The 23187-nt window shown below is 68.8% G+C and carries 21 protein-coding genes; 11 read left to right on the top strand and 10 right to left on the bottom strand.

Going from position 1 to position 23187, the window contains the following annotated elements:
• The coding region (locus LAO51_14195) for a hypothetical protein (GenBank protein ID MBZ5639893.1) at positions 1-237 on the bottom strand (237 nt) is incomplete at its 3' end.
• Between the two features lie 186 nt (positions 238-423).
• Between LAO51_14195 and LAO51_14200 the strand changes: the two genes are divergently transcribed.
• Positions 424-1872 (top strand): PilT/PilU family type 4a pilus ATPase, encoded by a 1449-nt coding sequence (locus LAO51_14200; GenBank protein MBZ5639894.1) that lies wholly within the window; start codon positions 424-426, stop codon positions 1870-1872.
• An 18-nt stretch (positions 1873-1890) separates the two neighbouring features.
• Here LAO51_14200 and hfq read toward each other — a convergent pair whose 3' ends face one another.
• The 7 genes from hfq to LAO51_14235 all read right to left on the bottom strand — a co-directional run bounded on the left by hfq (position 1891) and on the right by LAO51_14235 (position 8695).
• Positions 1891-2184, bottom strand: a complete 294-nt coding sequence (hfq, locus tag LAO51_14205) for an RNA chaperone Hfq (GenBank protein MBZ5639895.1) — start codon at positions 2182-2184, stop codon at positions 1891-1893.
• Between the two features lie 85 nt (positions 2185-2269).
• Positions 2270-3316: a tRNA (adenosine(37)-N6)-dimethylallyltransferase MiaA gene (gene miaA, locus LAO51_14210; GenBank protein ID MBZ5639896.1), complete on the bottom strand. Its 1047-nt coding sequence runs from the start codon at positions 3314-3316 to the stop codon at positions 2270-2272.
• Between the two features lie 367 nt (positions 3317-3683).
• The gene (locus LAO51_14215) at positions 3684-5957 is read right to left on the bottom strand and encodes a SpoIID/LytB domain-containing protein (protein MBZ5639897.1); all 2274 of its coding nucleotides are present in this window, start codon (positions 5955-5957) and stop codon (positions 3684-3686) included.
• A gap of 1 nt (position 5958) precedes the next feature.
• The gene (locus LAO51_14220; GenBank protein MBZ5639898.1) at positions 5959-6543 is read right to left on the bottom strand and encodes a GTP cyclohydrolase I; all 585 of its coding nucleotides are present in this window, start codon (positions 6541-6543) and stop codon (positions 5959-5961) included.
• A 2-nt stretch (positions 6544-6545) separates the two neighbouring features.
• The gene (gene queD, locus LAO51_14225) at positions 6546-6893 is read right to left on the bottom strand and encodes a 6-carboxytetrahydropterin synthase QueD (GenBank protein ID MBZ5639899.1); all 348 of its coding nucleotides are present in this window, start codon (positions 6891-6893) and stop codon (positions 6546-6548) included.
• The gene (folB, locus tag LAO51_14230; GenBank protein MBZ5639900.1) at positions 6890-7267 is read right to left on the bottom strand and encodes a dihydroneopterin aldolase; all 378 of its coding nucleotides are present in this window, start codon (positions 7265-7267) and stop codon (positions 6890-6892) included. The genes queD and folB overlap by 4 nt, the downstream gene beginning before the upstream one ends.
• Positions 7268-7333: 66 nt before the next feature.
• On the bottom strand, positions 7334-8695 hold the full coding sequence (locus LAO51_14235; protein MBZ5639901.1) for a threonine synthase: 1362 nt from the start codon (positions 8693-8695) through the stop codon (positions 7334-7336).
• Positions 8696-9002: 307 nt separating this feature from the next.
• Here LAO51_14235 and LAO51_14240 point away from each other — a divergent pair, with 307 nt between their 5' ends.
• Genes LAO51_14240 through LAO51_14270 form a run of 7 tightly spaced genes read left to right on the top strand, consistent with a single transcriptional unit; the run spans position 9003 to position 17250 of the window.
• The gene (locus tag LAO51_14240; protein MBZ5639902.1) at positions 9003-9692 is read left to right on the top strand and encodes a hypothetical protein; all 690 of its coding nucleotides are present in this window, start codon (positions 9003-9005) and stop codon (positions 9690-9692) included.
• A gap of 3 nt (positions 9693-9695) precedes the next feature.
• Entirely contained in the window at positions 9696-11516 is a 1821-nt protein-coding gene (locus LAO51_14245) for a CoB--CoM heterodisulfide reductase iron-sulfur subunit A family protein (protein ID MBZ5639903.1), read from the top strand.
• Between the two features lie 10 nt (positions 11517-11526).
• On the top strand, positions 11527-12669 hold the full coding sequence (locus tag LAO51_14250; GenBank protein MBZ5639904.1) for a 4Fe-4S dicluster domain-containing protein: 1143 nt from the start codon (positions 11527-11529) through the stop codon (positions 12667-12669).
• A 9-nt stretch (positions 12670-12678) separates the two neighbouring features.
• On the top strand, positions 12679-14406 hold the full coding sequence (locus LAO51_14255; GenBank protein MBZ5639905.1) for a CoB--CoM heterodisulfide reductase iron-sulfur subunit A family protein: 1728 nt from the start codon (positions 12679-12681) through the stop codon (positions 14404-14406).
• Positions 14385-14819, top strand: coding sequence for a hydrogenase iron-sulfur subunit (locus LAO51_14260; protein MBZ5639906.1), 435 nt, complete (start codon positions 14385-14387; stop codon positions 14817-14819). The genes LAO51_14255 and LAO51_14260 overlap by 22 nt, the downstream gene beginning before the upstream one ends.
• Before the next feature lie 2 nt (positions 14820-14821).
• Complete coding sequence (locus LAO51_14265) at positions 14822-15784, top strand: oxidoreductase (protein ID MBZ5639907.1); 963 nt, start codon at positions 14822-14824, stop codon at positions 15782-15784.
• On the top strand, positions 15784-17250 hold the full coding sequence (locus LAO51_14270) for a Ni/Fe hydrogenase subunit alpha (protein MBZ5639908.1): 1467 nt from the start codon (positions 15784-15786) through the stop codon (positions 17248-17250). Before LAO51_14265 ends, LAO51_14270 begins: the two co-directional genes overlap by 1 nt.
• Positions 17251-17273: 23 nt before the next feature.
• Here LAO51_14270 and LAO51_14275 read toward each other — a convergent pair whose 3' ends face one another.
• On the bottom strand, positions 17274-18518 hold the full coding sequence (locus LAO51_14275) for an ATP-binding protein (protein MBZ5639909.1): 1245 nt from the start codon (positions 18516-18518) through the stop codon (positions 17274-17276).
• Between the two features lie 144 nt (positions 18519-18662).
• On the opposite strand from LAO51_14275, the gene LAO51_14280 reads away from it, so the two are divergent.
• The 3 genes from LAO51_14280 to hypB are packed head-to-tail and all read left to right on the top strand — an operon-like array spanning position 18663 to position 20309.
• The gene (locus LAO51_14280; protein ID MBZ5639910.1) at positions 18663-19142 is read left to right on the top strand and encodes a hydrogenase maturation protease; all 480 of its coding nucleotides are present in this window, start codon (positions 18663-18665) and stop codon (positions 19140-19142) included.
• A 56-nt stretch (positions 19143-19198) separates the two neighbouring features.
• Positions 19199-19540 (top strand): hydrogenase maturation nickel metallochaperone HypA, encoded by a 342-nt coding sequence (gene hypA, locus LAO51_14285; GenBank protein MBZ5639911.1) that lies wholly within the window; start codon positions 19199-19201, stop codon positions 19538-19540.
• 1 nt (position 19541) lies between these two features.
• Positions 19542-20309 (top strand): hydrogenase nickel incorporation protein HypB, encoded by a 768-nt coding sequence (gene hypB, locus LAO51_14290; protein ID MBZ5639912.1) that lies wholly within the window; start codon positions 19542-19544, stop codon positions 20307-20309.
• A 15-nt stretch (positions 20310-20324) separates the two neighbouring features.
• Here the strand turns inward: hypB and LAO51_14295 are convergent, their stop codons facing one another.
• Positions 20325-23162 carry an FAD-dependent oxidoreductase gene (locus LAO51_14295; GenBank protein ID MBZ5639913.1) on the bottom strand — a complete coding sequence of 946 codons (2838 nt, stop codon included), beginning with the start codon at positions 23160-23162 and terminating at the stop codon, positions 20325-20327.
• Between the last annotated feature and the right edge of the window lie 25 nt (positions 23163-23187).

Genomic DNA, 23187 nt, shown 5'->3' on the forward strand with positions numbered 1-23187 from the left:
CACGGCGGGATCGGGAAGGCCCCCCTGCACCAGCCGGCCGCGCTCGCCGAGGTGGCGCGCCGCCTCCGCGACGGCGGCGTGCTCCGCCTCGAGTCCCCCGGGATCGAACCGGGGGGACATCGAACGGATCCGCTCCTTTCCGGCCCCGGTCGCCGCGTGAGCGGCCACCGCGTCGAGCACGGCGTCGAATTCCAGCGCCCTGCGTGACTCTTCGTCCAGATCGAGAGGTTCGACCAACCTCGCTCCCGGTGGGCCTCGCCGTGGGGGCCCGGTTCACCTCCCCCGGTGCATCGGGGGCGGGTTATAGCGCAGCCCCGCGAAAGGCGTCAACGAGATTGACTCGGCCGTTTCCCGCACCTATGTTCCATTCGTCAAGGGACGCGGGATTTTCCGCCCGGGAAGCACGTGGAAGACAAGACGCCCATGAAGATCGACGACCTGCTTCGTTTCATGGTCAAGCAGGAGGCCTCGGACCTCCATCTGAAGCCGATGCGGCCCCCTCTGGTCCGCATCCACGGAAAACTGCTGCCGCTCAAGACCGATCCGCTCCATCCCGACCTGATCCGCGAGATGCTCCTGAGCATCTTGAGCGAAGCGCAGCGCAAGGCCCTCGAGGAGAGGTTCTCGGCGGACTTCGGCTACAGCCTCTCCGGGGTGTCGCGGTTCAGGGCCTCGGTGTTCCTGCAGCGGGGGACGGTGTCCGCGGTGTTCCGGCGGGTCCCGTTCGACTTCCCCTCCCTCGAGGATTGGGGGCTTCCGCCGGTGCTGTCGGAGTTCGCGCAGCTCCCGCAGGGCCTCGTGCTGATCACCGGGCCTACCGGCTCCGGCAAGTCGTCCACCCTCGCGGGCCTCCTGCGCCTCATCGCGAACACGCGCCTCGTTCACATCGTGACCATCGAGGACCCGATCGAGTTCCTCCTCAAGGACAACCTCGGCGCGGTCACCCAGCGTGAGGTGGGCACCGATACCCCGGGGTTCGCGGAAGCGCTCAGAAACGTCTTCCGGCAGGATCCCGACGTGGTGATGGTCGGCGAGATGCGGGACCTCACGACGGTGCAAACGGTCCTCACCGCCGCAGAGACCGGCCACCTGATCTTCTCCACCCTCCACACGAACAGCGCGGCGCAGACCATCGACCGCATCATCGACATGTTCAGCGAAGGGCACCACCGGCAGATCCGGCAGCAGCTCGCCACGGTCCTGCAGGCGGTGGTCTCCCTCAAGCTCGTGGAGAAGAAGGACGGGGCCGGCCTGGTCGCGGCGGTGGAGATCCTCCGCCAGTCCCCGCGCGTGTCGAAGCTGATCCTGGAGGGGAGCCTCGAGGCGCTCGAGGAGGAGATCGAGAACTCGGTCGCGTACCACCGGATGCAGTCGATGAACCAGTCCCTGGCCGCGCTGGTGCTCCACGGCGTCGTCGCCAAGGACGCCGCCCTCGCGGTGAGCAGCCGGCCCAACGACCTCGACCTGATGCTCCGGAAGTTCCTGTACGCTTCGGAGCAGGCGGATGCCGGCGAAGGAGTGGCCATGACCGAGCCCCTGAGCGATTTCTCGAGGATCATCGAGCTCCAGGAGGTCAAGAAGCTCTACGACGAGCTCCAGGAGCGGCATCGCCTGGACGTCTCCGAGCGGGACACCGAGATCGCGCGCTTGAAGGGCGAGGTGCAGCACCAAACCCACGGCACCGCGTCGACCGACGGCGAGCTGACGGCGCTTCGCGCCGAGAACGAGAGGCTCGGCCGCCAGGTTCAGGTCGTGCGCCAAGAGTACGAGGCCAAGGTCGAGCGGCTCAACGCCCGCGTGCGCGAGCTGGCCGGCGTCGGGCCGACCCCGGGGAACGGCGAAGGGGAGCGCAAGGGCTTCTTCCGCCGCTGAGCCACTCCACGAACCGAGTCAGGTGCTGCGCGCGGCGGGCCGGTCCGTCCGGCCCTGGGCGTCGCGGTGCGCCGCCTCGTCGTCGGGGTGGACCCACGCCTCCGCATCGCCGGTGACGCTGACCGTCGAGATCGCGTGCTTGAAGAGCATCAACTCGCCGTGGGGCCCTTCCAGCAGGAGGGTGAACTTGTCGAACGACTTGATCCGTCCCGTCAGCCTCTTCCCGTTGGTCAGGAAAATGGTGACGGTCCGGTGCTCCTTCCGCGCGCGGTTGAAGAAGTCATTCTGAAGGTTCGCCTCGTCTGCGTTCATGGCATCCTCCGGACGACCCGGCGGCGGGGCGAGCCGGAGTATAACACGGGGTTCCGGACGCTCCGGGCGGAGTCCGCCCCGCCACTCAGGGCGCCTCGTGCCAACGCGAACCGACCCGGACCGCGAGACGCTCTGGCCCCTCTGCGGCATCGAGCCAGATGATGCCCCCCTCCTTCCGGAACCAGGTGCGCTGACGTTTCGCGTAGCGGCGGGTGCTGCTCTTCACCGCGTCGCGGAAGGCCTCGGGGTCCTTCCCGGCCAAGAGCGCCGCCAGGACCTCCCGGTAGCCGATGGCCCTGAACGCGTTCGCGCTCGCCGGCACCCCGTCCGCGAGCAGCGAACGGACCTCGTCGACGAGTCCCGCGGCGAAAAAGCCGTCGACCCGTGCGGCGAGCCTCTCCCACAGCAACCCGCGGTCCATGTCGAGACCTACCTTGAGCGAGCCGTACCGCTCGCGTCCGGAGGACCACGTCCCCTGCCCCGAGAGCCTGCGGCTCCAGGTCCCGCCGCCCCCCAGCGCGAGTTCGAGCGCGCGTACGATTCGCTGCGTGTCCGCCGGGGGAAGCCTCGCCGCCGAGACGGGATCCAGCGCCGACAGCCAGCGGTGGAGCCGCATGGTCCCGTGACGCGCCGCCATCGAGCGAAGGCGTTGCCTGAGCGCCGCGTCGCGTCCGGGGGACTCGATGACGCCTCGCAGGAGGCCCCGAAGGTACATGCCGGTCCCCCCGACCACGATGGGCACGCGGCCGCTGGCGACGATATCGAGGATCGCCACGTCTGCCGCACGGACGTACTCGCCGAGGCTGAAGTCGCGGCGGGGATCGGCGACGCCCACCAGGTGATGCGGGGCCCGTCGCCTCCAATCGGTGGAGGGCTTTCCCGTGGCGACGTCGAAGCCGGAGTAGATCTGCAGCGCGTCGCAGCCGACGATCTCGCCGCCGAGCCGCTCCGCCAGGAGCACGGCGGTCTCGGACTTGCCCGTCCCGGTGGGCCCTACAACGACGAGAAGCCGGATCGCTTCGCGTCCGGCCCGGCCTGCATCGACTTCCGGGTCCGGTCGCGGGCCTCGTCCAGCGCGGCCTTCAGGTGGTCCCGGCAGAGATGATGTCCCTTCTCCACCGGCGCGCCGCATCGAGCGCAGCGATCTCGGCCGATCTCCCGGCCCAGCGGCACGAACAGCCGGAGCAGGATCCCGCCGCCGAGACAGGCGAGACCGGCGAGCAGCCCTGTCGAAGTCCACCGATCGGACGTCCCATTCGGGACCCAGCCGGCGAGGTCGGCCAGGAGAAGCCAGGCCGTGGCCGCCAGGATGATCAGCCCGAGGTAGCGGAGCGTGCGTCCCATCGTGATGCACTCCTTCGACCAGCTCGGGGCGGCGTCCGGAGCCCGCATCCTCCGACCGAACCCTCGACTCGGACGCCCTGCCGGCACCCCGGCACCCCGCATGCGGGATGTCCCTCTCATCGTGGAATATAGGCAAGGAGGGCCCCCGCGCCAGTTCAGCGATTGCCGGCGCCGGGGACGGCGATCCGCTCGAGCCTGACTCCCCGGTAGTAGTGGGCCAGGATCTCGCGGTAGCCGGCGCCGCGGAGCGCCATGCCGTAGGCGCCGACCTGGCAGAGCCCCACGCCGTGTCCCCAGCCCTTTCCCGCGAACACCACGGCTACGATCGCTCCCGAGCGGTCTCTCTGCGGCTCGACGACGACGAGATTCTCCCTGAGGTCGAGGAGTCCGCGGATGTCGAACCCCCGGACCGTCGCCGATCCCGTCGCTCCCACGACCTTGAGCTCCACGATCCGGCCCGACTTCCCTCGCCGCACGACCTCGAGCCCCTCGAGCCGGCCGACGGCGAGCTTCTTGTCGATCGCGTCCTCCAGCTCCTCGCGTGTCCGGCGAACCTCCCAGGAGTAGACCGAGGCCAGCCGATCGTCCGACGCCCCCTTGACGGGGCCGCGAATCTCGAGGAAGTCCACCGCGCCACCCGACCCGGTCCGGAACCGGATGCGGTCCCCCGGCCAGAGGTCGAGGCGGCGGGCCGGAACCGCCCGCCCGCCCGAGAGCGCGAACAGCGACGCCGACGGCGAGACCGGCAGCGTGAGATCGCCCTTTCCCGGGACGAGGTGGAGCCGCCCGTTTCCACCTCCCGCGACCACCGCCTCTCGCAGACCGAAGGCGTCATAGGCATCGCCGATTCGTGCGAGAACGGGCGCCAGGCGGGCCGCTGTCGGCGGCCTCGAGGGGTGGAAGCCCCCGTCGGGGTACGGCCGCAGCGCACCGGCCGACGCGAGGTACGCCAGCGCGTGCCGCTCCCGGTCGGGCAACGACGTTGCTTCCGGATCGCGAAGGAGCGGATCCAGATCCTCCGGCGCGAGCAGGACGGACGCCCTCGGTCCCCAGCCGACGGCCGAGACGATTTCCGCTGCCGCTTCGGAGAGCGTGCGGACCTCTCCGGCCGGCTCGGCGGGCGCGCGAACCCCCGCGAGCGACGCCACCGCTCCCGCCCAACTCCTCACCTCGGGGGCTCCCGCCCGGGCCGAAGGGTCGCCTCCGCTTCCCACCGTGCCGAGCACGCCCGCGGCGGCGAGTACCGCCCAGTCTCGCGTCACGTCGTCGCCGTTCTCGGCGATCACCTCTCGCACCGCCGCCCCCTCCAGGCGAACCTTGAGCGTCGCGATCGCCGCGGCCTCCGCCCGGCAGGGAACGCCGACGAGGTAAGGCGCCGCTTCCTCGGGGAAGACCTCCGCCGCGTCCTCGGTATGGCCGCCGCACGTCGCGGTGTAGAGCGCGGAGATCGGCTGCCCGCCGAAGGTCAGGATCTCGCCCCGGGTCTCCGCGACCGCCCGGTCCGAGAGCGGGTGCTCCGCCGCCGCTCCCCCGTAGACCTGGCACCGAGGCGTGGCGCACAGATCGAATCCCTCCTCCTCGAATTGGTCCCGGTTCCGCCAGGCGTAGGTGCGAGCGGCGACCGCCTGCGCCTTCAGCGCCTCGAGCCGCGGCCACACCTCGGGTCCCAGTTCGGAGGGGACGACCCCGAGGAGGTACGGCTCGAGCCCGACCCAGTCGATCGCCCGTACCATGCCCGTCGGCGCGATCCGGATCTCGATCACGCCCCGGTACGGCTTCCCCTCGACCCGGATCCGGCCGCCGGGCTCCGGAACCACCGCGATACGTGTCCCCGAGGTCGTCCGGCTGTCGTAGACGGCATCCACCAGGCGAAGGGCGACGCCGGCGCGAACCTCCGCAGGCTCCTCGGCGATCCAGGCGGAATCGAATCCCGCGGCGCGGACCTTCTGGAGGAGCGGCAGGAGCGCGGTCCTGTCCGCCGCGTCGCCGAGCCGGACGCGGTAGTTCCCTCGGTCGGGGCTTTTCCGCACGACCCCACGGACGCCGAGGTCCTTCTCGAGCTTCGCGCGCTCCCCCTCCGCCCGCTCGAGGCTCGCGAACGAGCCCACCTGCACCCGGTAGATCCCGGCGGTCTCCCTTTCGGGGCCGCCGTCGGCGACCACCGCGGTCTCGCCGGAGAACACCGGTTTCCAGACCGGAATGCCGCTTCCGGCATCGAGGATGCGATAGGGCCGTTCGGAGGAGATCAGGAGACGGTGCGCCGCGTCGAGACCGATTCTGAGCAGCGGCCTCTGCTGTCCCGCGGCCGCCGCGAGCCTTCGGAACCGCTCATCGCCTCCTCCGGTCTCGACCGGGGACGCCGCCGCGGCGGCGAGTGCCGCGGCGACTGCGACGGCGAGCACCACAGCGGCGTGACCGCGCCCTGCCATCTCACCTCGGGCCGGTGAGCCCGCCGTTCGCCGGTGCGAGGAGGCCCAGGAGATCCCCACGGGCTGAGGCGTCGGTCTCGTAGATCCCGGACGCGGCCAGGGTGATCAAGCGGCTCCCTTCCTTCTTGACCCCGCGGAGGGTCATGCAGGTGTGCTCGGCGTCGAGCACGACCATCGCCCCCTTCGGCTCGAGGACGCGGCCGAGCGTCGCGAGGATCGCGGAAGTGAGCCGCTCCTGGATCTGAAGGCGTCGAGCGTGGACCTCCACGACCCGCCCGAGCTTGCTGAGACCGGCGAGGCGCGCGTCCGGCAGGTAGGCCACGTGGGCCACGCCCACGAACGGGAGAAGGTGGTGAACGCAGACCGACGCGAACCGGACGTTCCGGACGAGCACGAGCCCTGTCCCCGCGGGAGCGGGAGTCCACGTCAACTCGCGCTCGGGGTACTCCCCGTACCCCGAGAGAAGATCGTCGGCCCACGCGCGAGCGACGCGCTCCGGCGTCGCCTCGAGGTCGTCACCGGGGAAACGCTCGCCGACCCCCTCGAGAAAGCGCCGGATCCCGTCCTCCATCGTCGCGCGATCCATGCTCATTCCCCCCGGTACACCACCGAGCAGCTTCTCGTCTCGTAGAGCTCGACCTCGGCGAGGCCGGGGAGCGGGCCGGCCAGCCGCCCCCAGATCCAGACGGCCATCTCCTCGGCCGTCGGGTTCGGCAGGACGTCGTTGACGTAACGGTGGTCGAGGAGGTGCACGACCTCGCGCTCGACGATCTCCCTCAGCGTGGAGAAATCCATGGCGAGGCCGGTGTCGGGGTCGACCGGCCGGTCGACGGCCACCACGAGCCGGTACGCGTGGCCGTGCAGTTCCCGGCACTTCCCGGGATGGTGCGGGAGCCGGTGGGCGGCGTCGAAGTCGAAGCTGCGGCGGACCCTCACTTGCCGGGTACCTCATCACGCGTCCGGCTCAGCTCGACGCCGACGGAATCGACGATCCCGTCCAGCACGGGCGTCTCCTTCCGGACCCGGACGACGATCCGCTCCATCGGGAACTCCGCGAACAGGGAGTCCATCAACGTGAGGGCGAAGGACTCGAGCAGCTTGTGCGACCGGCCGCGCCCGACCTCGAGGACGCGCGCGTGCACCTTCCGGTAATCGATGGTGTCCCCCACCCGGTCGCTCCGGCCGGAACGCGACAGGTCGACCTCGAGGGAGACGTCCACGGCGAGCCGGACGCCGATCTGTCGCTCGAGCCGGGTGAGGCCGTGATAACCGTGGAACTTGATCCCCTCGATGAAGATACGGTCGCTCACGCCCACCTCGACGCGCCCGGAGTGTACTTTCCGGCCGGGAGGAGTGTCAAACGAGGCGCCTCCGCGCTACGGCACGCGGAGACCGGGGATCCGGGGATACTTGAGGCCCGTGCCCGTGTTGAAGAGCACGACCGTCTCGTCCGGAGCGATCCAGCCCTCCCCGGCGAGGGTCCGGGCCGCCGCGACGGTCGCCCCGCCCTCGGGGCAGGCGAAGATCCCCTCCCCTCGAGCCATCTCGAGCTGCCCCTGAGCCATCGCCGCGTCGTCGACCGCGACGGCGGTGCCGCCGGAGTCCCGCAAGGCCTCGAGCATCAGGGTGTCGCCGATCGCCGACGGCACGCGCAGGCCGCTCGCGAACGTGCGCGGATCGGGCCACGGCTCGGCGCGGTCCGCCCCCTCCCTAAAGGCCTTGACGATCGGGGCGCATCCTTCGGCCTGGACCGCGACCATCCTCGGGCGGCGCTCTCCACGCACCAGGCCAAGCTGCTTGAGCTCCTCGAACGCCTTCCACATGCCCACGAGCCCCGTCCCGCCCCCGGTCGGATAGATGATGACTTCCGGCAGCGTCCAGCCCAGCTGCTCCGCCAGCTCGTATCCCATCGTCTTCTTGCCCTCGAGGCGGTAGGGCTCCCTGAGGGTCGACAGGTCGAACCAGCCCTCCCGCGCCGCTCCGTCCCGCACCAGGGCTCCGCATGCGGTGATGTCGCCGTCGACGAGGTGCACCGCGGCACCGTACGCCGCCGCCTCGAGCCTGAACGGCTCGGGCGTGTCCGCCGGGAGAAAGAGATCGACACCGAGTCCCGCGAGCGCGCCGTACGCCGCAGCAGCGCTCCCCGCGTTACCCGCGGAAGGAACCGCAACCCGCCTGGCGCCCAGCTTCCGAGCCATCGTCACCGCCACGGACATGCCTCGCGCCTTGAAAGAGCCGGTGGGGTTCAGCGCCTCGTCCTTGACGAAGACCTTCGCCAGCCCGAGCGCGCGCCCCAGAAAGGCCGCCGGAAGGAGCGGCGTCCACCCCTCGCCGAGCGTCACGGGCGCGTCCGAGCCCGGAAGCACCTCGGCGTACCTCCACTGCGAGGCCGCCCTCGTCTCAAGGGACCGCGGCGAAAGCGATCGGGCGGCCTCCTCGAGCCGATACCTCGCCAAGAGGACGCCGCCGCACCGGCAGAGGCCGTGCAGCTCCCCCGGGTCCGCGGCGGCGTGACATCGAGAACACTCCAGCCATTCGAGAGTCGTCGCCACCTTCGCTCCCTTCGCCGCCCCTCGGGAGACTCGCCCGGGGCGCCCCGAACTTAGCCGACCCCACCTCACGAGGCAAGCCGATACCGATGCCTTCCCGCTTGGGAGACGGCACCGAGCGCGACATCGGCGTCGCGGCGGCCAAACCGCGATTTCCGTGAAAAACAACGATTGATCGCGAGCGCACATGCAAGAACAAAACACTTGTGCTAAATTCTTTGTTCAAACGGTTAGACGAACGAGGCAACCGGCCTTGGATCTTGAGATCGCCCACCATCCCGATCGCCATCCGCTGACCGCTCCCATGGGGCGATCGCACCGATGGCCATTGACGAATCCAAAGCCTAACGCCGCCTCTCCAAGTTTCGCTCGGGGTCCTTCGAGCGAGTCCGGGGGCGTGGGGAGCGTCCGGGACGCGGCGGCCGACGATGGACAATGCCGTCCGCCTCGACGCGGGAAAGCAAGACGTCGTGGTCCGCGTCGTGTCGCAGATTTATTGATCATTAACACCGCTCAGTACGGCGATAATCACAACATCACAGGCGGCCATAATGTAGGGTTTGACAACCTGCGCGCTTGCCTGAACCACACGCCGCGCAGCGTCATCGCGCTGACGCGCACCGCCTCCAGGAACGACGCGCTCCGCTGCATGAGGATTTGGCTCCGCATCATCGAGGAGGAGCTGTTCCCGAAGTACTTCGCGATTCCCGTGCTCGCGCGAGAGTTCCTCAAGCTCGACCGCGAGCGCGGGCGCTCGACCGCGAGTTGGCTCGTCGCGAGGGGCCGATCTGCCGCCGTTCCTCTTCGATTCTCCGCGCAATGGAATCGACAATCTCCTTTAGTACTATATTGCGTGTCCAACACCCGCGAGGGCGCTTGCGCCGCACCTTTCGACAACTCATGTTTCTCTGCGTCGACACTCTCTCGATTGTTCAGAAACAGCCGGTCGAGCGGTGAGATCTCGCAGCATTTTCTGAACATCTCGATTGACCCGCGCGGGTTTTCACGTACACTCACGCCGACGGGAGGACCCACGATGTCGTGCCGGGATTCCACGGTTCGTGTGTTCGTGCATCGCGGCTCGGACAGGCGGGACGACCGTCACCTCCCCATCATCCCCGACGAGCAAGACGATCGGGTCGAGGAGCCAACCGCGCCGGCTCCCCGGCCGGAGAGCGAGGTGTAGCACATGGGCACTCCGACGAAGGTCGGGATCTTCTTCTGCCGGGAAGGCACCGCTCTGCCCGACGGAGTCGATCTCGCCGATGTGGCGAGGTACTCCGGCGGCCTCCCCGGCGTGGTCCACGTCGAGGACCGGGGATTGAAGCCGCGGCTCGACCCGGAGGCGCTCGCCTGGGAGCTCAAGCGCAAGGACATCAAGACCGTCGTGATCGCCGGCGACTCCCCCGGCTATTTCAAGCAGGCTTTCACGCGAGCGCTGGCCCTCTCGGGGGGAGATCCCTCGGAGGTCCGGCTGGCGTCGTTCCTCGAGCACGGCGCGCTGGCGGCGCATTCCGCCGAGCGCGCGAAGGCGATCATCGCGTGCGCGGTCCACGGCGTCCCGTTCGGTCTCGCAGCGGTGCCGCAGTCGACGCCGGTGAACCCGGTCACGCTGGTCGTCGGCGGAGGGGTCGCCGGGATCCAGGCCTCGCTTGAGATCGCCGACGCCGGGCAGAAGGTGATCCTGCTGGAGAAGACCGGGACCATCGGCGGCCACATGGCGATGTTCGACAAGACGTTCCCCACGCTCGACTGCGCCGCCTGCATCCTCACGCCGAAGATGGTCGCAATCGCGCAGCACCCGATGATCGAGCTCATGACCTGCTCGGAGATCCGGGAGGTCAGCGGCGCTCCCGGCGCGTTCCGGGTCAAGGTCCTGAAGCGGGCCCGCTACGTGGACCTCGAGGCCTGCGTCTCCTGCCACGCCTGCATGGAGGTCTGCCCGGTGGTCGTGCCCAGCGAGTTCGACAACGGCATCACCACGCGCAAGGCGATCTACATGCCCTTCCCGCAGGCGGTCCCGAACACGTACCTGATCGACCGGGACACTTGCACGTACCTCCTGAGCGACGGGAAGAAGTGCGGAGCGTGCCTCAGGAAATGCGCGAAGGAGGGGATCCACTTCGACGAGAAGGACGAGGTCGTCGAGATCGAGGTCGGGAACATCATCGTCGCCACCGGCTACGACGTGTTCGACGCCCGTCGGATCGAGCGGTTCGGCTACGGGGTCCACCCCAACGTCGTCTCCGCCCTCGAGTTCGAGCGGCTCACCAACGCCTCCGGCCCCACCGGCGGCGCCATCGTGATGAAGACCCTGAAGCACAACAAGCGGAAGAAGGCGGACGAGTGGGTCTTCGATCCCGAAGGGCCCCGTCCCAAGAGCGTCGCGATCCTCCACTGCGTCGGCTCCCGGGATCGGAACTACAACTCGTACTGCAGCCGCGTGTGCTGCATGTACTCGCTCAAGTTCGCCCACCTGGTGCGGGAGAAGCTCCCGGACGCCGCCTGCTACGAGTTCTACATCGACATGCGGGCTTTCGGGAAGGGGTACGAGGAGTTCTTCGAGCGGATCAAGCACGAGGAGGTGTTCGTGGTCCGGGGGCGCTCCGCCAAGATCACCGAGAAGGAGGGGCGCATGCTCCTCAAGGGAGAGGACATCCTGAGCGACCGGGTGGTGGAGTTCCCGGTGGACATGGTCATCCTCTCCGTGGGCCTCGAGCCGGCCAAGGGCGCCGACGACCTCGCCCGATGCGTCGGCGTCTCCCGCGACGAGGACGGGTGGTTCACGGAGATGGACTACAACATCGAGCCGACCAGCACCGAGCGCGGCGGGATCTTCGTCGCGGGGGTCTGCCAGGGTCCGAAGGACATCCCGGACACGGTGGCGCAAGCGTCCGCGGTGGCCGCGCGCGTCCTGAAGAGCATCGTCAGCGGCTTCGGCCAGGGCAGCCGCGCGAGCCTCTCGCTCGAGGAGATCGAGGCGCGCGCGCGGACCCTGGCGGCGTCCTGAAGGAGGGAGCATGGCGATTCGAGCCAACCCCAGGCTGATCGACGAGCTGGAGCTGTACGGCGCGCAGGACGTGCAGAAGTGCTACCACTGCGGCAACTGCAGCGCGACCTGCCCGTTCTCGGCCGGGCCGTTCCTGTTTCCCAGGAAGTCCATGCGCTACCTCCAGATGGGGCTGGAGGACAAGCTCCGGGGGAATCTCGAGCCCTGGCTGTGCTACTACTGCGGGGAGTGCTCCGAGCAGTGCCCGCGGGAGGCGGAGCCCGGCGAGACCATGATGAGCATGCGCCGGTGGCTCACCTCCCGGTACGACTTCACCGGAATCTCACGGCTGTTCTACCGGTCGTGGAAGGCCGAGCTGACCGGGATCCTCCTGGTCGCGCTGCTGACCGGATTGGGCTTTTCCCTCTTCGGCGCCTCCCGAGGCCGCCTCGGCGTCGTCGACGGCCCCGGGGCGTTCCTCCCCTCCTCCGCGATCCACAAGTTCGACTGGGCACTGGGGATGTTCCTGCTGGCGCTCCTGCTCTCGAACTGCGCGCGGATGTGGTGGTTCTGCATCGGCCGCGAGGGGAAGCTCCACATCCCGCTGGCGAGCTACGTTCGGCAGGCCTGGCTCCTCCCGGTGCACTTCCTCACCCAGAAGCGCTACCGCGAGTGTGAGCGCAAGAGCCCCTGGGCGATCCACCTGGCGCTGATGCTCAGCTACCTGACCATGCTGATCCTGATCATGTTCTTCCTGCACCTGGTGCAGCGGGAGCCGATCGACCTCAGGGTGCACGTCTTCGGATGGCTCGCGACGGTGGGGCTCCTCGGCACCACCGCGTACGCAATCTTCGGCAGGATCAAGAAGACCCAGCCCCAGTACAAGCACTCCCACGAGACCGACTGGATCTTCCTGGTGCTGCTCGTGTACGTGGTGACCACCGGGATCCTCCAGCACATTCTCCACCGGGCCGGCCTCCCCGTCGCGACCAACGTCACGTACGTGATCCACATGATGGGGGTCGTCCCGATGCTTGGCCTCGAGGTCCCGTTCAGCAAGTGGGCCCACCTCGCTTACCGTCCACTGGGGATGTACTTCGCGGGGATCCAGGCGGAGGCGATCGAGGAAAAGGAGCGGCTCGCCGGCGCCATGCCGAAGGCGCAGGTGGCCTGAGGAGGCGGGATGGACGATTGCAAGATCGGCGTCTACGTTTGCAACTGCGGGACGAACATCGCCAAGGTGGTGGACTGCGACGCGCTGGCCAAGGCGGCCTCCGAGATGCCCCACGTGGCCGTGGCGCGCTCGTACAAGTACATGTGCTCCACCCCCGGCCAGGAGATGATCGTCCAGGACATCAAGGACCTCGGCCTCGACCGGGTCGTGGTCTCCGCGTGCAGCCCGCGCATGCACGAGCCGACCTTCAGGAAGGCGCTCCAGACCGGCGGCATCAATCCCTACTACCTCGAGATGGCGAACATCCGCGAGCAATGCAGCTGGGTCCACGAGGACCCGAGGGCCGCCACCGAGAAAGCGGCAGCACTGACCGGCGCGGCGGTCCGAAGGGTTCCCTTCCACGAGCCGCTGGAGAAGCGCTACGTGGACATGTGCTCGACCACCCTGGTGCTCGGCGGCGGGATCGCGGGCCTGACCGCGGCCCTCGAGCTTGGCGAATCCGGCCAGCCGGTGCTCCTCGTCGAGAAGACGGACCACCTGGGCGGCAACCTCGCCCGGGTGGACCTGACCGCGCCGTACCTCGACTCGGCGCGGGACATCCTGCGGGATCGGATCGCGCGGGTGATGGCGAATCCGAAGATCCGCGTCCTGCTCCGCGCCGAGCTCACCGAGTTCCAGGGATACGTCGGCAACTTCACAGCCCGGATCCTCTCTCCGGAAGGCCCGATCGAGGCGCCGGTGGGCTCCGCGGTCGTCTGCACCGGCTACCGCGAGTTCGACGCAGCGCAGATCGAGGAGTACGGCTACGGCCGCCTCCCGAACGTGATCACCTCCTTCGAATTCGAGACGATGCTGCGCGAGGGGCGGGTCCAGACCCGCGGCGGCCGCGTCCCGCAGTACGTCGCGCTGATCCACTGCGTGGGGAGCCGGAGCTCGAGGTGGCACGGCTACTGCTCCCGCGTCTGCTGCATGACCGCCCTGAAGTACGGGCACGAGATCAAGTCGGCGATCCCGGGGAGCTACGTCTACGACCTGTACATCGACATGCACGCGTTCGGGAAGGGGTGCGAGGACTTCTACAAGCGCTCCGCCGAGATAAAGACGATGTTCCTCATGTACAAGAAGGGGGAACATCCCGAGATCGTCGCGTCGGGCCCGGACGACGACTGCGAGATGCTCATCAAGGTGCACGAGATGCTCTCCGGCGAGGAGATCGAGGTCCCCGCCGACCTCGTAGTCCTGATGGTGGGCATGGAGGCCCGCGAGGACGCCGGCCGGGTGGCGCGCCTCGTGAACATCAGCCAGGACAAGGACGGCTGGTTCATCGAGAGCCACCCGAAGCTCGACCCGGTGGCCACCACGACCGACGGCGTCTTCATCGCGGGGGCCTGCCAGGCCCCGAAGGGGATCCCCGGGTCGGTGGCCCAGGCCGAGGCCGCCTCCGCCCGGATCCTCGCGAAGATCGTGCACGGCCGGATCGAGGTGGACGCGGTGTTCGCCGAGGTGGACGAGGACCGCTGCTCCGGCTGCAGGATGTGCAACGAGCTGTGCCCGTACACGGCCATCGAGTACGACGAGGCGAAGCGCCGGAGTCACGTGATCAGCGCCATGTGCAAGGCGTGCGGGTGCTGCGTCGCCGCCTGCCCCTCCGGGGCGATCAAGGGACGACACTTCACCGACCGGCAGATCCAGGCTGAAATCGAGGGGGTGCTGGAATGGGCTTCGAGCCGAGGATAGTCGGCTTTCTCTGCAACTGGTGCTCCTACACCGGTGCCGACCTCGCGGGGACCAGTCGCATCAAGTACCAGCCCAACGTCCGGGCGATCCGGGTCATGTGCTCCGCGCGGGTGGACCCGCAGTTCGTTCTCAGGGCCTTCGCGTCGGGCGCCGACGGGGTGCTGCTGTGCGGCTGCCATCCGGGCGACTGCCACTACTCCGAGGGGAATTACAAGACCGCCCGCCGCATCCCGCTCCTGAAGCGCTTGCTCGCCGATTTCGGGATCGAGGACGACCGGCTCCGCCTCGAGTGGGTCAGCGCCAGCGAGGGGCGGAGGTACGCGGACGTGGTGGACGACATGACCAACCGGATCCGGGCGCTGGGACCGTGCAAGGTGCGCACGGTCCTCGCCACGGACCGGGTGGAGAGGTGACCATGGCCGACCGCAAGCTCCAGATCGCGCTCTACTGGGGAGCCGCCTGCGGCGGTTGCGACGTCGCCGTCCTGGACACCCACGAGTTCATCCTCGACATCGCGGCGCTGGCCGACATCCGGCTCTGGCCGATCGCGACCGACGGGAAGTACGCGGACATCGAGGCGATGGAGGACCGCGAGCTGGACGTGACGTTCTTCAACGGCGCGGTGCGCAACAGCGAGAACGAGCACGTCGCGAAGCTCCTGCGCCGGAAGAGCAGGGTCCTGGTCGCGTTCGGCTCCTGCGCGCACCTGGGCGGGATCCCCGGCCTCGCCAACCAGGTCACCAAGGAAGAGATCTTCGACCGGGCGTACCTCGACAACCCGTCGATCCAGCCCGGCAACCGCACCACTCCGCTCACCCTGACTCACGTGGACGCGGGCGACCTCACGATCCCGCAGTTCTACCAGCGAGTGTACAAGCTCGGCGACGTGGTCGAGGTGGATTACCTCCTCCCCGGCTGCCCTCCCGCCCCGGACCAGGTGAAGGCCACGATCCTCGCCATCGCCGGCGGCAACCTCCCGCCCTTGGGCTCCGTGGTCGGGGCCTCGGACCGGGCCCTCTGCGACGACTGCAAGCGGGTCAAGAAGGAGAAGAAGGTCAAGCGCTTCTACCGACCTTGGGAGATCCTCCAGGACCCCGAGCTGTGCCTCATGGAGCAGGGGATCCTCTGCTCCGGCTCCGCGACCCGCTCCGGGTGCGGCGTCCGCTGCCCGAACAGCGGGATGCCCTGCCGCGGCTGCTACGGTCCCGCTCCCGGCGTGACCGACCAGGGGGCGAAGCTCCTGAGCGCCGTGTCTTCCATCATCGACAGCCGCGATCCCGCCGAGATCGACCGGATCCTCGACGGGCTCCCCGACTTCCTGGGATACGCGTACCGGTTCGCGCTTCCCGCATCTCTGCTTCAGAGGAGCATCCGCTGATGGGCAGGAAGATCAGCATCGACCCGATCACGCGGCTCGAGGGGCACGGGAAGATCGAGATCTTCCTGGACCCCGAAGGCGGCGTCGAGGACTGCTACTTCCAGATCCCGGAGCTCAGGGGATTCGAGCGGTTCGTGGTGGGGCGGCCGATCGAGGAGCTCCCCCGGATCGTCACCCGCATCTGCGGGGTCTGCCCGGCCAGCCACCACATGGCCGGCGCCAAGGCGGTGGACGGCTGCTTCGGGAAGCAGATCGCGCCGCTGGCCGTCAAGCTGCGCGACATGTACTACCAGGCGCACTACCTCCACAGCCACATCGCGCATTTCTACGCGCTGGCGGCTCCGGACTTCGTCTGCGGCCCGGACTGCGATCCCGCGACCCGGAACATCCTCGGGGTCGTCGCGAAGGTGGGTCTCGAGATCGGCGGCAGGGTGATCAAGTCGCGGGCCCAGGCCCAGTCCATCCAGATGATCCTGGGTGGAAAGACGACCCACCTCGTCTGGTGCCTCCCCGGCGGCGTGTCCAAGGGCCTCAAGAAAGAGGAGCTGGACGAGATCCGGCCGATGGCCGCCGACCTCTACGATTTTTCCCTGTTCTCGCTCCAGCTCTTCAAGGACGTCGTGCTCGGGAACGCCGGGTACGTCGAGCTGATCCTCAAGGGACCCTATACCCTCGACGTTCAGCAGATGGGGCTCGTGGACGAGAACAACGCCCCGAACTTCTACGACGGGAAGGTCCGCGTCGTGGACTTCGAGGGGAAGGAGATCTGCAAGTACGCCGCCGAGGACTACGCCCAGTTCGTCGGCGAGCACGTGGAGCCCTGGAGCTACCTCAAGTTCCCGTACCTGAGGAAGCGCGGGTGGAAAGGATTCGTCGAGGGGATCGACTCCAGCATCTACTGCGCCACTCCCCTCGCCCGGCTGAACGTGGCGGATCGAATGGCGACGCCGAAGGCCCAGGAGGCTTACGAGGAGATGTTCTCGACCCTCGGGCAGAAGCCCTGCCGCGCGCTCCTCGCGCAGCACTGGGCCCGTCTCGTCGAGATGGTCCAGAACGCCGAGACCCTGCTCCGCTACTGCAAGGACCCGGAGATCACCGGCGAGACGTTCCGGGTCATCCCGGAGAGGATCACGGGGGAAGGAGTCGGGATCGTCGAGGCGATGCGCGGTACGCTCACCCACCACTACACCTGCGACGAGCGCGGCATCTGCACCAGCGCCAACCTGATCGTCGGGACCACGAACAACAACGCCCCGATCCACATGGTCACGAAGAAGGTGGCGAAGGAGATGATCCGGCCCGGCGTCGAGCCGACCCAGGGGATCCTCAACCGGATCGAGATGGCGTTCCGCGCGTTCGACCCGTGCTTCAGCTGCGCCACCCACAGCCTCCCCGGCGAGATGCCGCTCGAGGTGCGCGTCCACCAGGACGGCGACGTGCGGTGGGAGTTCAAGCGGGGGTGCTGAGGGGCGGCGCAGCGAGGATCCCGCTACACCCACGCCAGGTGCCAGGGCACGGCCCGGATGCCGGGTCGGAGCGCCAGGGGCCGATCGACGTCGCAGGCCAGCGCTCCCCGCGCCGATCTCCCCGCGAGATCCAGCCAGCGAGCGAGCCCGTCCGCGTGATGCGGCGTCGGTGTTGCAGTCGCTTTGACCTCCAGACCGAAGAGCTTCCCGTCGTGCTCGATGACCAGATCCACCTCGTGACCGGCGCTCGACCTCCAGTAATACAGTCCCGGTTGCTCGCCACGGTTTCTGCACGCCTTCAGCCATTCCGAAACCACGGCCGTCTCCACGAGGGCCCCGGCGCTCGGTCCCTGGAGGACCGCCTCGGGCGAGTGCAGGCCCAGCAGGAAGGTCGCAAGGCCGGTATCGATCAAGTACAGCTTGGGGCTCTTGCGGACGCGCTTGCCAAGGTTGCGGTGGTAGGGCCTGACGAGAATCACGATCTGGCTGGCCTCGAGCACCGACAGCCATTGCTTGGCGGTGGGCCCGCTCACGCCCGCCTCCCGCCCCAGTTCGGCGAGGTTCAACAGGTTCCCCGTCCGCGTGGCGATGAGGAAGAGGAAGCGGCCGAACGCGTCCAGATCGCCGACCTGCCTCAGGTCGCGAATGTCCCGCTCGAGGTACGTCTGGACGTAGCTCCCGAACCAAAGCTGCCGATCGACTTCCGGATGGAGTCGGGGCTCGGGATATCCGCCCCGGAGCAACCAGTCCACGAGATCGACGTCGTGCATTCGCGCCCGGCGCGGGACGATCGACTCCGCCTTCTCCGCGAAGACGCGGCCGAGGAGACCGCGCAGGTCCGGAGGCCGCGGGTTGCCGTGAAGCTCCTCGGTCGACAGCGGCTCCAGCGTCAGCACGGCCACCCGGCCGGCCAGGGTCTGGCTGACACCGCGCATGAGGGGGAAGCTCTGCGAGCCGGTCAGGAGCCAGCGCCCGGGCTTCCGGTCCTCGTCGATCTGGTCCTTGATGAAGCTCAGCAGGTGGGGGGCGTACTGGATCTCGTCCAAGATCAATGGAGCAGGATGCTCTCGAAGGAACCCCACGGGGTCGGCGAGGGCCCTCGCCCGGACGTCGGGTCGCTCCAGGGAGAGGTAGGGGTGCGTCCCGCCGAACTCGTGCCGGAGAAGAGTCGTCTTCCCCGACTGCCGGGCCCCGGTGACCAGCACGGCCGGAAACGTCCGCGCCGCGCGACGTACGGTGCTCGCCAGAGCCCTGGGGAGGTACTTCACACCCTCAGAGTACGTTCGTGCAAATGTAAAGTCAAGATTTACATCTGTACGCCATCCAGGATCGAGGCCCCCGTCCTTACAATCGGCGGGACCTTACCCCAGAATGTACCCGATGGTCGCCAAAATCGGTCGGACCCCTGCACCGTGAAGACCCTGCTCCTCGGCATGGGCAACCCCATCCTCTCCGACGACTCGGTCGGGGTGCGCCTCGCCGGGGACCTCTCCCTCGAGCTGACCGGTACGCCGAATCTGGACGTCGTCGAGGAGTGCTCCGTCGGGGGATTGAGCCTCCTGGACGTCATCACGGGCTACGACCGCCTGATCGTGCTCGATGCCATCCGGACCGCGGGCGGGTCGCCCGGCGACTGGTATCGCTTCGACGCCCGGGCGCTCCGGGAGACGCAGAACCTCCGCAACGTCCATGACGTGAACTTCGCCACCGCTCTCGAGCTGGGCCGCCGGCTGGGTCATCATCTGCCCCCAGACCACGAGATCCACGTCTTCGCGGTGGAGGTCGCGGACGACGCCACGTTCGGGGAGAGCCTCTCCCCTGCCCTCGAGGCGGCCTATCCCGCGATCGTCTCGGGAATCCTGGAGGAGGTCCGCGCACTCCTCCCTCCGTAGCTCTCGCTCCGCGTCCGTGCCGCCTTTTCCCCTTTCGGATACACTGCACCGCGCCGATGCACGAGCTTTCCATCGCCACGGGCCTGGTCGAGACCGCCGTCAGGAGCGCGGTCGCGAACGGGGCGAGCCGCGTGCTCCGCGTCAATGTCCGGATCGGAAGCCTCTCCGGCGTCGAGCCGGAAGCGCTCTCGTTCTGCTTCCCGATCGCCGCCCGCGAGACGGTCTGCGAGGGGGCGGAGCTGCACCTCGACATGATCCCAGCCGCCGGAACTTGCCCCAAGTGCGGGGCGCGCTCCGAGGTCCGCGACCTCCTCGTCCCCTGCCCCGGCTGCGGGGAGTGGCCGCTCAGCGTCGAGGGGGGGCGCGAGATGCAGCTCGAGTCCCTGGAGGTGACCTGACATGTGCTCCACGTGTGGATGCGGGCGCCCCGACGAGGCCGCCCACGATCATCCCGGCCCCGATGGGCACACCCACGGCCACGCTCACGACCACGATCACGAGGGGGTCGCGGGCAAGGTCGTCAAGGTGGAGCAGGCGCTCCTTGCGGAGAACGACCGGTTCGCGGCGTACAACCGGGGGTTCTTCGACGGGAAGGGGATCCGCTGCTTCAATTTCATCAGCGCCCCCGGCTCCGGCAAGACCACGCTCCTCGAGAAGTCGCTCGCGGCCCTCTTGGCCAAGGGAGTGAACTGCACGGTCGTGGAGGGGGACCAGCAGACCGACAACGACGCGAGGAGGATCGCCAAGACCGGGGCGAGGGTCCACCAGATCCAGACCGGGCGGGCCTGCCACCTCGACGCGCACCAGGTGCAGCACGCCCTCGACCACCTCCGCCCCGACGCCGGATCCCTCGTGTTCATCGAGAACGTCGGGAACCTGATCTGTCCGACGGAGTTCGACCTGGGGGAGCACGAGCGGATCGCGATGCTGAGCGTCACGGAGGGGACGGACAAGCCCGCGAAGTACCCCCTCGCCTTCCGGACGGCCACCGCGGTCGTGGTCGCGAAGATCGACCTCGCCCCCCACGTGGACTTCGACCTCGACGAGGCGCTGCGGCTGATCTCGGGCTTGAACCCGGAAGCGCCGGTGTTCATCCTGTCGGCCCGGAGCGGGGAAGGGATGCCGGCCTGGCTCGACTGGCTGGCGTCCCGGGGCGCGCGGGACTGAAGCTTCTCCTCCCGCTCAGCAGACCGTCGACACGTCCCCGTCGGCGAGCCTGAGCGTCAGCCAGCGATCGGCCAGCTTCTCCTGCAGGCTGTTCGCGCGGAGCCGCTGCGCGAGGTGGGAGAAGTCGACCCAGTCCAGCTTCTGGTCCTGGTTGTAGCAGGAGAAGACGTAGGTCTCCTCGCCGGTGGCGGGATCCACGTGCCGCTGGAGGCACTGCGCGCAGACTTCCTTCATCATGCACTGCATCGGCGAGTTGATCGAACCGATGGCCACGTGGCTCGCCGGGAGGTGGGGAGCGAGGACGCCGTGCCGGGCCGCCGTGACGGCCGCCATCATCCGGTCGGAGCCGATGACGATCACCCGCGAGACCTCGCGGAGGTCGACCCGCCGCTCCCCCAGCCGTCCCTCGGCGTACGCGACGATCGCCTGCACGATGTTCCCGCGGAAGTGCCGGTCCTGGTCCCGGTGGGGAGCGATCCCGCCGCCGCCATCGGTGGACCAGACGACCTGGTCGCAGGCCGCCTCGATCTCCTCGCGCTTGAACAGGTCCTCGCCGCGCTTGTAGCCGGCAAAGTACACGACGCGGCAGCCGGCCTCGCGGAGGGCGCGCGCGATGGAGAAGAGGACCGCGTTCCCCAGGCCTCCCCCGGCGAGCAGGACCTTCTCGCCGTAAGGGATCTCCGTCGGCGACCCGGTGGGTCCCATGACCACGACGCGCTGTCCCGGACGCAGGGTCGCGCACAGCCGGCTCGACACGCCCATCTCCAGCACGATCAGGGAGAGCAGGCCGCGCTCGGGGTCGACCCACGCCCCCGTCAGGGCGAGGCCCTCCAGCGTGAGTCGCTTCCCCGCGGTCAGCGGAGCGTCCGACTCGTAGTTCTGAAGCCGGTAGAACTGCCCCGGCCGGAACTTCCGGGCGGCCAGGGGAGCCTCGACCACGACCTCGACGATGGTTCCGGTCAGGCGCCGGACCTCGTGGACCCTGGGATCCAGGAGGCCGGTGAGCCGCTCCACGAAAGCGCGGAACGAAGCGTCCCTGGCCGGCTGCTCCGCCCGATCGAGCCGATCGACCTCGTCACGGAAGAGGGCGGCCACCTGCCGGAAGCCGTCCCGGGCCGACGCCATCGCGCGGACGACGCTTCCGGCGTACGCGGGGTGGTTGTCGCCGTAGAACGAGACGAACCGCCCGTCCTGCTCGTACGAGGTCATCACCGCCTTCTCGCCGGGCGCGGCGGGGGCGAGGCGCCAGGATCCGTCGGGGCCCCGCTCGGCGCGGTGAGGGAGGAAGAACCGGCCCCGACCGTCCAGGGCGAGCGACCCCGGGTTCTCCCGCTCGTAGGTCACGTTCGGAACCGTCCCCGCCGCGACCAGGACCGTCCGCGCCGGCACCTCGACGACGCCGTCCGCGCCGCCGCTCCCGACGCGCTTGAAGCGCACGCCCGCCACCGCCCCGCGGGCATCCTCGACCGCCTCCACGGGATCGAGACGCTCGCGGTACGTGATGCCCTCCTCGAGAGCCTTGTTCACCTCTTCGTGGTTGAGGCGGTAAGCCGGGGACTCCTCGAGAGAGCGGCGGTAGACGATGGAGACGCCTCCCCAGCGCTTCACCAGGCCGACCAGGTCGGCGTCCCGGCCTTCCCGCGCCGCGCGAGCCCGCTCCTCGCGGACGGCGCGGCCATGCCCGAGGAACTCGTCGAGCACCTCGCGCTCTTCGGCGTCCAGCCTCGCCAGAACCGCCGGCTCCCCCTCCTCCGCCGCCAGCGCCTCGTAGAGGTCCAGCATCTTCTCCACCTGCACCGGGTAGTACGCTGCGCTCTCGGTGGCGGCGTCCACGGCGGTCAGGCCGCCGCCGATCACGAGGGCGGGCAGCCGGATCTGGAGCCCGGCCATCGAGTCGCGCTTGAACGCCCCGGTGAGCTGGAGGGCCATCAGGAAGTCGCTGGCCTGCCGGACGCCGCGGATCAGCGCGTTCTTCATGCCGATCACGGTGGGCCGCCCGGCGCCCGACGCGATCGCCACGTGATCGAATCCGAGCGACCAGGCGTCGTCGAGGCTCAGCGTGCCGCCGAACCGCACCCCGCCGAACGCTCGGAACGTCGTCCTGCGCGCCAGCGCGAGGTGGATCAGGGTGAGGAAGTTCTTGTCCCACCTGACGGTGATCCCGTACTCGGAGACGCCGCCGAAGCCCGACAGGATGCGCTCGTCGAGCGCCGTCCGCAGACGCTCGAAGTCCCGGATCGGGCGCGGAGCGAGGCCCCCGCCCCCGACCAGTTCGGCGGGGAGCGGCTCGATCTTGAGTCCGTCGACGCCGACCACGCCGAACCCCTCGTTCAGGAGGTGCTGCGCCAGCGTGTAGCCGGCCGGGCCCAGGCCGACGATCAGCACCGTCTTCCCGTTGAACGGGAGCGCGTACGGCCTCCGCACGTTCAGGGGGTTCCACCGGGTGAGGAGCCCGAAGATCTCGACGCCCCAGGGAAGCGACAGCACGTCCGTGAGCGCCGCGGTCTCGGCCTGAGGGATGTTCACCGGGTCCTGCGCCTGGTAGATGCATCCCTTCATGCAGTCGTTGCAGATGCGGTGCCCCGTCCCCGGGCACATCGGGTTGTCGACCATCACGAGGGCCAGCGCGGCCAGGGGGTCCCCGCGGCGCTTCATGACGTGCGCCTCGGAGATCTTCTCCTCGAGAGGGCAACCGGTGAGCTCGACCCCGAGGGGGTTCGAGCGCAGCGTCCCGTCCTTCCCTCGCAGTCCCTTGGAGCAGGAGTCCCGCTCGCGCTCGTGGCAGTAGATGCAGTAGTGGACCTCGGACAGGATCCGCCGGAGGAAAAAGGGTTGAAGTAACACCACAACCATTACAGCTTTAACAGGGCATTACCAA

It is taken from the genome of Terriglobia bacterium, assembly GCA_020073205.1.
Classification (GTDB): Bacteria; Acidobacteriota; Polarisedimenticolia; order Polarisedimenticolales; family JAIQFR01; genus JAIQFR01.